The organism is Bizionia sp., from assembly GCF_048259285.1.
Taxonomy (GTDB): domain Bacteria; phylum Bacteroidota; class Bacteroidia; order Flavobacteriales; family Flavobacteriaceae; genus Algorimicrobium; species Algorimicrobium hallyeonense.
In genome coordinates, this window is sequence record NZ_JBLXHU010000003.1 from 1 (window position 1) to 14366 (window position 14366).

Annotated in this window: 14 protein-coding genes; all 14 read left to right on the forward strand. The window is 33.4% G+C overall.

Annotation, left to right across the window (positions count from 1 at the left end; genetic code table 11):
- Window positions 1–101 precede the first annotated feature (101 nt).
- The 14 genes from tsf to asnS all read left to right on the forward strand — a co-directional run bounded on the left by tsf (window position 102) and on the right by asnS (window position 14365).
- Complete coding sequence (gene tsf, locus ACN0QX_RS01910; RefSeq protein ID WP_417195237.1) at window positions 102–1067, forward strand: translation elongation factor Ts; 966 nt, start codon at window positions 102–104, stop codon at window positions 1065–1067.
- Window positions 1068–1369: 302 nt separating this feature from the next.
- Window positions 1370–2926 carry a hypothetical protein gene (locus tag ACN0QX_RS01915; RefSeq protein ID WP_417195238.1) on the forward strand — a complete coding sequence of 519 codons (1557 nt, stop codon included), beginning with the start codon at window positions 1370–1372 and terminating at the stop codon, window positions 2924–2926.
- A 21-nt stretch (window positions 2927–2947) separates the two neighbouring features.
- Complete coding sequence (locus ACN0QX_RS01920; protein WP_417195240.1) at window positions 2948–3538, forward strand: DUF6705 family protein; 591 nt, start codon at window positions 2948–2950, stop codon at window positions 3536–3538.
- A 51-nt stretch (window positions 3539–3589) separates the two neighbouring features.
- Window positions 3590–4192 (forward strand): DUF6705 family protein, encoded by a 603-nt coding sequence (locus tag ACN0QX_RS01925; protein ID WP_417195241.1) that lies wholly within the window; start codon window positions 3590–3592, stop codon window positions 4190–4192.
- 234 nt (window positions 4193–4426) lie between these two features.
- Window positions 4427–5053 (forward strand): glycoside hydrolase family 19 protein, encoded by a 627-nt coding sequence (locus ACN0QX_RS01930; protein ID WP_417195242.1) that lies wholly within the window; start codon window positions 4427–4429, stop codon window positions 5051–5053.
- Window positions 5054–5068: 15 nt separating this feature from the next.
- Window positions 5069–5485 carry a hypothetical protein gene (locus tag ACN0QX_RS01935; protein WP_417195244.1) on the forward strand — a complete coding sequence of 139 codons (417 nt, stop codon included), beginning with the start codon at window positions 5069–5071 and terminating at the stop codon, window positions 5483–5485.
- Window positions 5486–5564: 79 nt separating this feature from the next.
- Window positions 5565–6143: a DUF6705 family protein gene (locus ACN0QX_RS01940; protein WP_417195245.1), complete on the forward strand. Its 579-nt coding sequence runs from the start codon at window positions 5565–5567 to the stop codon at window positions 6141–6143.
- 124 nt (window positions 6144–6267) lie between these two features.
- Complete coding sequence (locus ACN0QX_RS01945; protein WP_376858758.1) at window positions 6268–6885, forward strand: DUF6705 family protein; 618 nt, start codon at window positions 6268–6270, stop codon at window positions 6883–6885.
- A gap of 45 nt (window positions 6886–6930) precedes the next feature.
- Complete coding sequence (locus tag ACN0QX_RS01950) at window positions 6931–7527, forward strand: DUF6705 family protein (protein ID WP_417195246.1); 597 nt, start codon at window positions 6931–6933, stop codon at window positions 7525–7527.
- Window positions 7528–7703: 176 nt separating this feature from the next.
- The gene (gene pyrH, locus ACN0QX_RS01955; RefSeq protein ID WP_417195247.1) at window positions 7704–8411 is read left to right on the forward strand and encodes a UMP kinase; all 708 of its coding nucleotides are present in this window, start codon (window positions 7704–7706) and stop codon (window positions 8409–8411) included.
- Between the two features lie 63 nt (window positions 8412–8474).
- Window positions 8475–9029 carry a ribosome recycling factor gene (frr, locus tag ACN0QX_RS01960; RefSeq protein ID WP_417195249.1) on the forward strand — a complete coding sequence of 185 codons (555 nt, stop codon included), beginning with the start codon at window positions 8475–8477 and terminating at the stop codon, window positions 9027–9029.
- Between the two features lie 57 nt (window positions 9030–9086).
- Complete coding sequence (locus tag ACN0QX_RS01965; protein ID WP_417195251.1) at window positions 9087–10364, forward strand: hypothetical protein; 1278 nt, start codon at window positions 9087–9089, stop codon at window positions 10362–10364.
- A gap of 59 nt (window positions 10365–10423) precedes the next feature.
- Window positions 10424–12850 (forward strand): efflux RND transporter permease subunit, encoded by a 2427-nt coding sequence (locus ACN0QX_RS01970; RefSeq protein WP_417195253.1) that lies wholly within the window; start codon window positions 10424–10426, stop codon window positions 12848–12850.
- 81 nt (window positions 12851–12931) lie between these two features.
- Window positions 12932–14365, forward strand: a complete 1434-nt coding sequence (asnS, locus tag ACN0QX_RS01975; protein ID WP_417195255.1) for an asparagine--tRNA ligase — start codon at window positions 12932–12934, stop codon at window positions 14363–14365.
- Window position 14366: the final 1 nt, after the last annotated feature.

Below are 14366 nucleotides of genomic sequence, written 5' to 3' on the forward strand. Positions count from 1 at the left end.
AAAAACTTAAGTAAAACAATACTAGAAAAGTCGTTTGATACCGTTTCCGTAAAGAAAACACGTTAAACGACTTTTTTAAATTTAAAATACATTTTCAAGCTATGGTAAAAGTAACAGCCGCAGAAGTAAATAAATTAAGACAAGCCACAGGTGCAGGTATGATGGACTGCAAAAAAGCTTTAGTAGAAGCTGAAGGCGATTTTGATAAAGCAATTGACGTATTACGTAAAAAAGGTCAGAAAGTAGCCGAAAAAAGAGCCGACAGAGAGTCCTCTGAAGGTGCTGCAGTCGCTAAAATTAACGATGCAAACACTGTAGGTGTTGCGCTTGTTTTAGGTTGCGAAACTGATTTCGTAGGAAAAAACGAAAGCTTTTTGGCGTTAGCGAATGAGCTAGCAGATGTTGCTATCAACTTTAATACTAAAGAAGACTTTTTAGCAGCCGATTTTAAAGGCATGACCGTTGCTGAAAAATTAGTTGAACAAACAGGTGTTGTTGGTGAAAAATTAGAAATCACCGCTTTTGAAAAATTAGAAGCACCTTACGTTGGGCAGTATGTTCACATTAATAAGATTGCAGCTTTAGTAGGATTAACAAAAGAAGTTGATAATGCTGAAACATTAGTAAAAGATGTTTCTATGCAAGTTGCTTCTATGGGAGCAACCTCATTATCTTACAAAAATTTCGATCCTGCTTATATAGCCTCAGAAACTGAAGCGCGTATTGCAGTTATTGAAAAAGATAATATTGAATTAGGTCGTTTAGGTAAAACACTTAAAAACGTACCTCAATATATTTCTATGGCACAATTAACACCAGAAGTTTTAGCACAAGCAGAAGCCGATGCAAAAGCAGAATTAAAAGCAGAAGGTAAGCCAGAACAAATTTGGGATAAAATTCTTCCAGGAAAAATGGAGCGTTTCATTTCAGATAACACCACGTTAGATCAAGAACAATGTTTATTAGATCAGCGTTTTATTAAAGATGAAAAACAAACGGTTGCACAATATGTAGAGTCTTTTGGCGATGTTGCCATTACCGATTTCAAACGTGTAACAGTAGGATAATATTTAAATTATCACGATATGCTAAAGCCTCTCAATTTTATGAGAGGCTTTTTTTATACTCTTTTTTCGGCAAAAACGAAAAGTAGCAAAAAGACAAAAGTGCTGAAACTGTAGCATTTTACGGGAAAACCGTAATGGTTTTTTTGGTTTTCGATGAACGGCACAACATCCACCAAAAAATCTTGTCTTAATCGATTTTTTTTTTTAGTAGGTTTGGATTTATACGGAATAATTTGGTTCAAAATATAGTGTGAATCGGTTATTTAAATAGAATTTCACTAACTTTAAAATCCATAGAACCTATGAAACAAACCCAAATTGCAAACTATTTAAAACTGGGAATTCTGCTCTTTGGAATTTTATTAATTGTGGCCAGTTGCCAGAAAGACGATTTTACGAATCAATCAAATGAAAGTTCAAAAACAGAATCGGATTTTAAAATTACTACGTTACGTAAGGATAAAATTCTTGAAAAGAAAAGTTTACTTACCAAATTGGAAAAAATTGAAACAAAATTAAAAGTGCAATCTAAAGCAACATCTATTAATGGTCGCGAAGTTTATAGTGAAGAAAATGGATTTACCATCAACACGGAATATTGTAAAGAAATTTTTGATGGTACAAAATACACATATACATTTCCTGTTTTCAGAGATGAAGATAATGGTCTTTTAGAAAACCTTTGGTTAATAGAGGAAGCAGACAGCACCTATACAGCCTATTTAGTTCAATATGAATTTACCGCTGAAGACATTACAGCCCTTAATTTCAGACAGCAAATAAACGTTGAAAATAAGATAACGTATATTGAACTAAATGCAGATGAATTAGTTGGTGATATATTCGGTAAATACTATTATAATGGTGCGTGTTACGAAGATTTATGGACTTATCAAGAGGGAACTAGGTGTCGGAGTACAAAACACACTTTTGCTCAAGGAAATGAATGTGATTATTGGGGCACAACCGATATGGCTACAAATGGCGGTTACGTTCTTTTACCTACTTTAGTTCCTTGTGGTGATGGAGGTGGCGGTCCAAGCAACGGCGGAAATCCTCCTGATTATAACCCAACAAATCCAAATAGTAATCCTAATCATGGAGGCGGTAATCAAGGTGGATCAACAACGCCTGTTACTTGTAAGTTTTGTCCTGAATTAGAGCCTCCCATTGATAGCAATGATGAGGGTAACGATCCTTGCGATAACCTAAATAATGTCACAAACTCTAATGATATAAGTCCTGATATTGACTTTTTAAAGGTTAAATCACATACATTACAAGAATATGCGTATGAAATTGAGTACAAATACAATAGTGCTGATCAAGCTTATGAATATAATGGAATTCAAGTAACATCAGGTCAAAACTTAACTGTTGTTGTAGGCACAGGCGGACATATTCAAGGACAGGCACATAATCATCCTACAAATGGACAGGCTATTCCATCTTGGATTGACCTCAATTGGATGCTAACGCAAGAAAACAATAACAGTCCTTTTCATAATGGCAATACATATAATATCGTTGTAGTTCAGGATCTAGTCGATCCAACAAAAACTGTTTCTTATGGAGTTACCATAAGCGATTTGAGTGCATTACAAACAGAAGTGGATTTTGAATTGAGTCAACCTGAAATACAGGCAGAAACAATAAGAGAGAATAAATTAGATTTGATAAATAAAAAGTTCGGTAAAAAATTTCAACGTGTTCAACATGATAGTGAAGCTATGGAAAAGAAGTTTTTAGAAGTATATGCCGATTATGGCGTGTCTCTTTTTAAAATGAATGATGATACAAACAACTGGGAAGAACTTAAATTACAAGGTAGCGAGGTAATCCCAGTCCCTTGCGATTAAATAATACAAATAAATATATATATGAAAATTTTAAACATTTTAATACTCTTCCTTTTAATAGGAACATCTTGCAAAGCACAATCACCCATCATAAACATAGAAGATGATGATGGATCTGCCATTGTAAATGCTTATTACAAAGACACTAATAATCTGTTAGATCCTTTTGTGGGAACTTGGATATTTGATGATGGAGCGCAATATTTAAAAATTGTATTCGAGAAAAGAACGATGATTTATAATGGAAAATATTATGAGGATTTACTAATTGGTGAGTTCCAGTACAAAGAGAACAATGTGGAATTAACCAACACATTAAATAATCTTTTAAATTCCTTACCTCATATATATCAATACAATATTAATGGGAATTATATTCAAACCAATTCTTCTCCTTTTGAATCATATACTTCTGATAATTTTAGGGTTGGTTTAACAATGAGCGAACCTAATGGTTGCGCAAGTAATTTAGATGTGAGGACAGGTGTGGTAAATGGACAAGAAGCTATTCAAATATTTAAACGTGGAGGAATGGTTACATTAAGACCAAGCGATCCCGTACCTCCTGAACCTATCATACCTGGAGGTTTTTACTATTTAATTAAAGAGTAAAAATTAATTTTAGCATTTAATAAAAAACAACATTAGTTTTAACTAAAAGGAATGAGAACACCAATTTATGTAATACTCTTATTTATTTTCTCAATAGTTTCTTGTAAGGCCCAAACCGTTATAGTTCCTATTGGTAGTGGAGACGCAATGCAAAACAATCCAAATTATTATCTAAAAGATGTTAATAATGAATTTGGAAAATTTGAAGGGACTTGGATTTATCAAAATGGAATGACTGAATTAACCTTGATATTAAAAAAAGAAGATCACTATCAAATATCTAGTTCATCTGACTTTGAAGACGTATTAGTCGGTGAGTATCAATATATAGAAAATGGTACGGAGAAAATAAATACACTTTTAGATATTGAAGATGCATTTATTACTGGCTATGAACACGCTATTAGTGGTGGTGTTTTTATGCATAAATTACCTAACTTTTGTACAGATAATAGCGCTATTTCAGAAATAAAAATTGAACTACTTATTGATAATCCAGCAAATGAATTTGCCGAAGGTCGCGTTATACTTCGTTATGTAAATGATAATGGTATTGAAAAACTAGAAGCTTGTATCTATGATTATACCATAATGGGCGATAATGTGGTGAAATTAGATATTCCTGATGGCTATTATGTACTAGTTAAGCAATAGCAACTATCATATCAAATGCGAAAATCCATCAGATTATAATCAAGAAAACTCAAATAATAATCCCCACCATGGAGGTAGTAATCAAGGTGGTTCAACAACGCCTGTTACTTGTAAGTTTTGTCCTGAATTAGAGCCTCCGATTGATAACAATGGTGAGGGTGAAGAGGATGATTGTAATACATCCAAGGATGAATTAAAAAAATATTTCCTAATATATCTGATACAAATGCAGAATTGTTAGCCTCAATAATTAATGATAAAGGAAAAGATTTTGGTATCAATAGTGATGAAGATTTATGGCACTTTTTAAGTCAAGCTGGACATGAAACGGGAGGATTTAATACATTGAATGTAACAGAAAGCACTTATTGGACTACAGCGAGTAAATTAGCTGGGACATATTCTAGATTTACTATGGACTCTCTACAAGCTTCTTTAAATGAAAATATATATTTTGCTCCGGATTATTTACAAAATTCTTCTGGAGTGGCTAATGTTGCAATGTGTTGTAAATATGGTAATGGGGATGTAGCTAGTGGGGATGGTTATAAATATAGAGGGAGAGGTATTTTCCAACTAACATGGAAAGATAATTATACAGCTTTTAAAACATGGTATAATAATAATTATAATCCAGATATTGACCCTGTAACAGAGCCTGAAATAATTGCAAGCAACGACACACTAGCTGTATTAAGTGGATTATGGTATTACAAAACTAGAGTCATTAATGAGATAAATATTGATAGTAGTACAACTGTAGATAATGTAACTGTAAAAATAAATAGCAAAAGTAAGAAAGGATTAACTGACAGAAAGGAGCGTTTTCAAAAAGCGAAAGATTCAATAAATTGTTTGTAAACTTTAAAAATAAAAATGATGAAAAATAATAAAAGAGTTTCAAAAATATTAAAATTACTATTATTAATGGTAATTTCATATAGTTGCAAGGCACAAGTATTACCACCTATTTCACAACCTAATTGGGGAAATGAAATCATTGGTACTTGGATTTCTAATGATGATTTAGATTACAAAATTGAATTTACTAGCAATGGCGTACAAAAAGAATATATAGGGAATGTACTTCAGGATGGCACCTATAATTACGCTCTTACCATGTCTTGTGGTTCAAATATAAATAATGGCTTTGATGTATATTTGAAAAGAGATATTAGTTCCAATGATTTTGTTTGTGATGTAATAAATAATATTCATACAGATGATAATGGTGTTAAAACATTATCCATCACAACTGAAAGTGGAAAACTTGAAATTTATACAAAGCAATAAATAAAGTAAGTAGAAACAGCAGAAACTCTTAATTTCTGCTGTTTTTATACCTTACCAACATTAGTTTTAACAGAAATAAATGAAATCACCAATTTATTTAGTAATAGTATTTATTCTTACAACCATCTCTTGCAAAGCACAAATTATCCCAGTGGAGCAAGTCGTTGATAATTTCGAGAATGTTGAAGAAGGTTTAACCACCTATATAAAAGATGTAAATAATGTTTTAGATGCTTATGTAGGAACGTGGACAGGTACTGAAAATGGTAAAGATTACACATTTATTATCACTGAAAACACCATTGTTTTTGATGAACAATATAATATTAATGCCGATGTATTAATAATGAAGCATCTAATTGTAGAAAGTAATACTTTAAGAGTTATTGAAGATACTAGGTTAGTTTCTGATGAGAATGCACCTTGTGAAGGTGCGTTTTTTAGACAATTTTCAGGATCTGGTTTGTCATATGCATTCTTTTATGACGGCGAAGACTATTTTTGTGGTCAAAATGGCGAAGTGTATGTCACTTTAAAAAATAACAATACCCAAATGTTTTTAAAATTAGGAGCAAATCATGAAAAGTATAGTCAATGTCAAACAGGTTGGGCACATCAAGTACTGCCTGAAAACGGCATTTTATTAACCAAACAATAAATCATAATTCAACAAATATAAACAATATCAAACCCACAAAACCTCTCCAAATTCGGAGAGGTTTATTTAATTTCAAAAAATTACTACTATCTTACACTGAAACCCAAGTCTACATTTTCAAAACATGAAAACACCAATTTATATAATACTCTTATTTCTTTTTTCAATGAGTACTTGTAAAGCACAAGTACCGCTTATTGAAAAGTATGGTAATATTACTAACGGAATTTACTATCAAGACACCAATAATGATTTAGGCAAATTAGAAGGTGTTTGGTTATTTGAAAATAATAATGAAATACTTAAAATACAATTAATGAAAAAAGAACAAGATTTGGTGTCATATTCGAATGTATCATATTTGGAGGATGTGCTTTACGGCGAATACCAATATGTTAATGCCAACAATGTTCAAGTAGTTAATACTTTAAGTAATATATTTGCTTACACGGATGTTTCGGAGCATTTAATATACGGTAATTATATAATGGAAGCCACGCATGTACCCGTTTGTAATGACTGCTTGCCAGATGAGCGTCGTGTGGAAGTATCTATTCAAGACCCAGCGCGCGACTATTTTGATTATAATATGATAATCAGGCATGTTCCCGCACAACAATCTGGAACACCAGAGCATATAATAGTTCGTATTAAAATGTCAGATATGGGTTTGTACCCAGAAGGGCAACCCACAGATGATAGGCTACCATTAAGAAGAGAATTAATCTTATATAAACAATAAAAACAAATTACGCCAAGGCTAGTTATTAGCCTTGGTATTATAGGTATGAAAAATATAATATTTATAATAACCTTAAGTATTTCGACATTAGCTTGTAAAGCACAAACACCTATAATTTCTTTAGATGATAGAAACGAATTTGTAAATGGCGCTTATTACAAAGATTTAAACAACGAACTAAATAAATTTGTTGGTACTTGGGTATATACTAACGGTAACACCTCTTTAACTGTTATTTTTCAAAAAAAAGTACAAGTTTATAACGATGAATGGTATGAAGATTTACTAATAGGCGAATATAGTTATACAGTGAATGGGAGAGAAATTGTAAATACTTTACTAGATTTAAATATTGCAGACCCATATTACCATAGTATAGCAGGAAATGAAATAATATATAAAAACAATAGGCCAAGTTGTTCAGCATGTACTCCAACAGAAAGGCGAGTTTTAATGTTTTTCGATGATCCAGATCCAAACAGAAAATATTTAAGTAGCTATTTAGCAATTAGGTATATTGAAGATAATGGTATAGAGAAAATTGAAGCAAAGCTAGTTAGTATAGGTACAACAGCAATACCAGAAGGATCGCCAACTGAACCAAGAGTGCCTTATGGAGATTACGTTTTGGTAAAACAATAAAACCATCATTCAATAATTATAACAAAAACAAAACCCACAAAACCTCTCCAAATTCGGAGAGTTTTTTTTACAAATTCCATTAAAATTTCACAATTCAAAAAATAAAAAATTTATGTAGCTTTGCAAAACGCTTTATTCCTACCAATCATAGGAATCTTATATATCTTAACTAGCTCATGAAATACAACAGAATTCTTTTAAAATTATCAGGCGAAGCTTTAATGGGTAATCGCCAATATGGAATTGATCCCGTTCGTTTAGCAGAATACGCAACTGACATAAAAGAAATTACAGATTTAGGAATTCAAGTTGCCATAGTTATTGGTGGTGGCAATATTTTTAGAGGTGTTGCTGGTGCTAGTAATGGTATGGATCGCGTACAAGGCGACCACATGGGAATGTTGGCAACCGTTATTAATGGTTTAGCCTTACAAAGTGCATTGGAAAATGCCGATGTGCCAACCCGTTTGCAAACCGCTATTCATATTGAGCAAGTTGCTGAACCTTTTATCCGAAGAAAAGCCATGCGTCATTTAGAAAAAGGTCGTGTTGTTATTTTTGGAGGTGGAACTGGAAATCCGTATTTTACTACCGATTCAGCAGCCGTTTTAAGAGCTATTGAAATTGAAGCCGATGTTATTTTAAAAGGCACACGTGTAGATGGTATTTATACAGCAGATCCTGAAAAAGATTCGCAAGCCATTAAATTCGATCATATCACCTTTGATGATGTGTTACGAAAAGGATTAAAGGTTATGGATACAACTGCTTTTACCCTAAGTCAGGAAAACGAATTGCCAATTATTGTTTTTGATATGAATAAAAAAGGCAATTTATTAAAAGTGGTTTCTGGCGAAAATATTGGCACAAAAGTTAATTTATAATATTACATTTACGGTTTGGCTTGTTTTTTGAAACACGTTTAAAACTTATAAAATTCTTTAAAGATGGAAGACATTCAATTTATATTAGACTCGGCAAAAGAGTCTATGGATTCGGCAATTAAGCATTTAGAAAAACAATTAGTAAATATTAGAGCTGGTAAAGCCAGTCCAGCCATGCTTGGTAGTGTTATGGTAGATTATTACGGATCTCAAACACCTTTAAGCCAAGTAGCCAACGTAAACACACCAGATGGTAGAACCATTACCGTTCAGCCATGGGAAAAAAATATGCTTCAAGAAATTGAACGTGGTATTATGCATGCTAACTTGGGTTTTAACCCAATGAATAATGGCGATACGATTATTATAAACGTGCCACCATTAACGGAAGAACGCAGAATTAATCTAGCCAAACAGGCAAAAGCTGAAACAGAAGATGCTAAAGTAAGTATTAGAAGTGCTAGAAAAGATGCCAATACAGATATTAAAAATCTTGAGGACACCTCTGAAGATCTTCAGAAAAATGCTGAAACGGATATTCAAAAGATGACCGATAAATACGTTATGAAAATAGACAGTATTTTTGAGGTCAAGGAGAAAGAAATAATGACTGTTTAAATTTAAAAAGCGACACAAAACGTCGCTTTTTTAATAGAATTAACGTGCCAACTATTCATGTGGAAATATTTTCTAACTGTTTTTTGTATTCTATGTGTTTTGCGTGTGCAGTCTCAAACACCTATTGCCTCTAAAGACACGGTTGTTGTTCAGCAAGATTCCATAAAAAAAAGAGATTTATTAAGGCAACTGGGTAATGGTTTTTTTCCAACCAAGTACTTTGATATAGATCTGCGTTATCTTATAAAATATAATCAATACGAAGGATTCCGAACGGGCTTTGGAGGTGCAACAAACGATGGGTTTTCTGAAAAATACCGCGTGCGTAGCTATGTTGCTTATGGATTTCGTGATAATCGTTTTAAATACGGTATTGGTGGTAGTGCGCGATTAAATGCCAATGGTCAAACTTGGTTGAATGTTAATTATACGGACGATTTGCAAGAAACAGGTAGCTCCAAATTCTTAACCGATAAGCGCTTCTTTAGCTTTTTTGAACCCCGATTGTTGAATATAGATTTATTCTATAAATTCATAAAACAATCCGTTTCCATTGAGCATGCTTTAACACCAAAAATCCTTTCGGAATTACAGTTTGCGGTCAGCAACATCAACCCAACTTATAATTATCAATATTTGGATGGTGGCAATACCTATTCGGAATTCAATTTAAGTACCGCTATTATTTCCTTTCAATTCAATCCGTTTAGCGAGTACACATTAGTAAAAAACCGGTTAAGAGAAACAACAGTAGGTTTCCCTAAATTTTCACTTCAATTTACTCAAGCGGTTAGCGGTGTTTTTAAAAGTGAATTAAATTTTTCGAAAATTGATTTTCGCACCCTTTATGAAATAAAACACCAACCGGAATCCTTTACGCGATTTGTACTAACCGCAGGATATGCCAACGGTAATGCGCCATTATCGCATTTATATCACGCCTACCCAAATAACATTAATAAAGAAACTATTTTACAGCGATTTTCAGTTGCTGGCATTGATAGTTTTGAAACCATGTTTTTTAACGAATTCTTTTCAGATAAGTTTACAACCGTTCAATTTCGCCATTACTTTAAACCCTTCCAAATTGCTAGTCGCTTTAAACCACAATTGGTTTTAATATCTCGATTTGCCATTGGAAATATGAATAATATTGATAAGCACCAAGGTATTACCTTCGGCACACTAGATAAAGGGTATACGGAGTCTGGTTTTGAAATTAACAAACTCCTTTTTGGTTTTGGTTTAAGTGGCACCTATCGCTATGGTGGCTATCATTTACCTGAATTTGAAGACAATATTGCGGTAAAGTTCACTTTTAACGTGACATTATAAAGCAATATCATCTGTAATACATCGCTTTTCCTTACCTTTGCGCCTGTTTTTAATAGCGTATGTTTAAATTATTTTCAAAAAATTTCTGGGATGTTGTTGCGCGACTTATTTTGCGGAACAAAATCGGTATTCTTATTAGTATCCTTGCAGTAACTATCTTTTTTAGCCTGCAGTGGAAAAACATGCGTTTTACTTACACCGAGGCCAACCTGCTACCCGATGATCATGAAGTAAATGTTGTATATCAAAACTTTCTTGATATTTTTGGTGAAGAAGGCAACCTGATTGTTCTCGGTATTAAAGATTCAACTTTATTTACCGTTGAAAACATGAACGCTTGGAACGCTTTATCCGATCGTTTTAAATCCTTTGATGCGGTTGATGCTGTCATTTCTTTAAAAGATTTACAAAAGCTTGTTAAAGATGATGTTAATGAACGCTTTGTATTAGAACCGTTTATTAAAGACTCCATTCATTCGTTATCACAAATTGACACCCTTCAAAACGAGCTCTTTAACCAGTACCCATTCTACGATAATTTCTTATTTAATAAAGAAACCAAAACAATCAGAACGGCTATTTACATGAATAAAGCTATTGTAAATACAGCAGCACGTAAGGATTTTGTTTTTGATGAGTTAATTCCCATAATTAAAGCGTTTGAGGAAAAAACCAATATGGACGTTCGGGTTTCTGGTATGCCATATGTACGGACCTTAAATGCCCAAAACATTGTAGACGAAATAGGTATTTTTATTGCTGGTGCACTTTTAGTAACGTCGCTAATCTTCTTTTTGTTTTTCAGGTCCTTTAGAGCAACGCTCATATCCATGCTCGTTGTTTGTTTAGGCGTTATGTGGACCTTTGGTATCATTGGGCTTCTGAATTACGAGATTACGGTTTTAACAGCTTTAATTCCGCCTTTAATTATCGTTATCGGAATTCCAAACTGCATTTTCTTAATTAACAAATATCAACTTGAAGTTAAACTGCATGGAAACAAAGTTCGGTCCCTTCAACGTGTAATTACCAAAGTTGGAAATGCCACGTTATTAACTAACTTAACAACGGCATCTGGATTTGCCACCTTTATCTTAACAGAAAGTACCCTATTAAAAGAGTTTGGTATTGTAGCTTCCTTGAGTATTATTGCTATTTTTATTTTATGCCTTCTTATAATCCCTATTATTTACACCTTTTTACCCTATCCAAAAGATAGACATCTAGAACATTTAAACAAGCGTTGGATTGGTGGTTTTGTAAATTGGATGGAGCGTATGGTAAAAGAACGCCGTATTACCATTTACATTACAGCCATTGTTTTACTCGTTGTAAGTATGATTGGTATTTATCAGATAAAAATTTCTGGTAGTCTGATTGAAGATATGTCCAAGGAAGCTGAATTCTTCGAGGACATCCGCTTTTTTGAAGAAGAGTTTAGTGGTATTATGCCTTTGGAAATTTTAGTGGATACCAAACGTAAAAAAGGCGCAACTAAATTGGCCACGCTAAAACGTATGGATGAATTAGAACAGCTCATCCTAGAAACACCCGAATTATCAAAACCAATTTCTATTGTAGGGTTAGCAAAATATGCGAAACAAGCCTATACAAATGGAAATCCAAAATATTATCAATTACCGACGAGTCAGGAAAATTTATTTATTTCATCGTATATAAAAAATTCGTCTTCCAATGTTAATCTATTAAAAAGTTTTGTAGACAGTACAGGTCAATACGCCCGTATCACAACCTTCATGAAGGATATTGGCACGGATAAAATGGAGCGTATTGAGGAAAATCTTCAAACCGAAATAGATAAAACATTCCCTGAAGAAAAATATGAAGTCACCATAACCGGTAAAGCACTTGTTTTCTTGAAAGGAACCAAGTTCTTGGTTAAAAACTTAGCTATTTCATTATCATTAGCCATTTTATTGATTTCTCTTTTAATGGCATATATGTTCCGATCCTTTAAAATGATTATTGTATCATTAATCCCAAACCTATTGCCTTTGGTCATTACGGCAGGATTAATGGGTTATTTAGGTGTCCCAATAAAACCATCAACTATTTTAGTATTTAGTATTGCGTTTGGTATTTCGGTGGATGATACCATTCACTTTTTGGCAAAATACAGACAAGAACTTCAAGCCAATAACTGGAAAATCAAGAAATCTGTTTATGCCGCTTTACGTGAAGCTGGTGTAAGTATGTTTTACACCTCCATTGTATTGTTTTTCGGGTTCTCTGTATTTACCATTTCTAGTTTTGGTGGAACTGTTGCACTAGGCGCATTAGTATCTGCAACACTCTTGTTTGCTATGCTATCCAACCTATTATTATTACCGTCCCTTTTATTATCCTTGGAACGAAGTATTGCCAATAAAGAAGATTTAAAAGAACCAAGTATCAATATTATTCCAGATGATGATTATGATGATGAAGAAGATGCCATCGAAAAAAATGCTTCTGGCTTAAAATAAATAGCGAAACAATTTCAAAAATTGCATTTGATTTTTGACTTGTAAAACTAGTATCTTTGTACCCTCTAATTTTTTATAAAAATGAAAATGCAAACCGTTGCTGAATTATTAAAAAAAGGAAACACCCTTCAAGAAGTTACTATTAAAGGATGGGTAAGAAGTTTCCGATCCAAACGATTTATAGCCTTAAATGATGGCTCCACCTTACATAATATCCAATGTGTTGTTAATTTTGAAGAAACAGAAGAAACGCTATTAAAGCGTATTACAACAGGTGCTGCTGTTTCCATTACCGGTGAATTAACGGAAAGTCAAGGGCAAGGTCAAAGTTTAGAAATTCAAGTGAAAAAAATTGAAATTTTAGGCGATTCGGATCCGGAAAGTTACCCAATTCAACCTAAAAAACACTCCTTCGAGTTTTTAAGAGAAAATGCCCATTTACGCACCCGTACAAACACTTTTGGGGCCGTTATGCGTTTGCGTTCATCCTTATCATTTGCCATTCATAAGTATTTTAATGAAAATGGCTTTTACTATATGCACACACCAATTATTACAGGGAGTGATGCCGAAGGTGCTGGCGAAATGTTTCGAGTAACCGGTTTAGATCCTAAAAATCCACCATTAACAGACGATGGTAAAGTGGATTACTCCAAAGATTTCTTTGGAAAAGAAACGAACTTAACGGTTTCTGGTCAGTTAGAAGCTGAAACCTACGCCATGTCTCTAGGTAAAGTGTATACATTTGGTCCTACCTTTAGAGCTGAAAATTCCAACACGTCACGCCATTTGGCCGAATTCTGGATGATTGAACCAGAAGTCGCTTTTATGGATTTAGCTGGCAATATGGATTTAGCTGAAGATTTTATGAAATCCGTTTTAAGCTATATTTTAGAGCATAATAAAGAAGATTTAGAATTTTTGGACCAACGTCTTTTAGACGAAGAAAAAACAAAACCACAAGCAGAGCGCTCGGAAATGTCGCTTATTGAGAAAATTAAATTTGTGGTTGATAATAATTTTAAACGTGTAAGTTATACGGAAGCTATTGATATTTTAAGAAATAGCAAGCCTAATAAGAAAAAGAAATTTAACTATATTATTGAAGAATGGGGTGCTGATTTACAAAGTGAACACGAACGCTTTTTAGTTGAGAAGCACTTTAAATGTCCTGTTATCTTATTTGATTATCCGGCAAACATTAAAGCATTCTATATGCGTTTAAATGAAGATGGAAAAACGGTTCGTGCCATGGACATCTTATTTCCTGGTATTGGAGAAATGGTTGGTGGCTCGCAACGTGAGGAACGTTTGGACGTTTTAAAAGAAAAAATGAAAGCCCTAGATATTGACGAAGAGGAATTATGGTGGTATTTAGATTTGCGTAAATACGGAACTGCCGTACATTCCGGTTTTGGTTTAGGCTTTGAGCGTTTGGTCATGTTTGCAACAGGAATGGGTAACATTCGCGACGTGATTCCATTTCCAAGAACACCTCAAAATGCGGAGTTTTAAA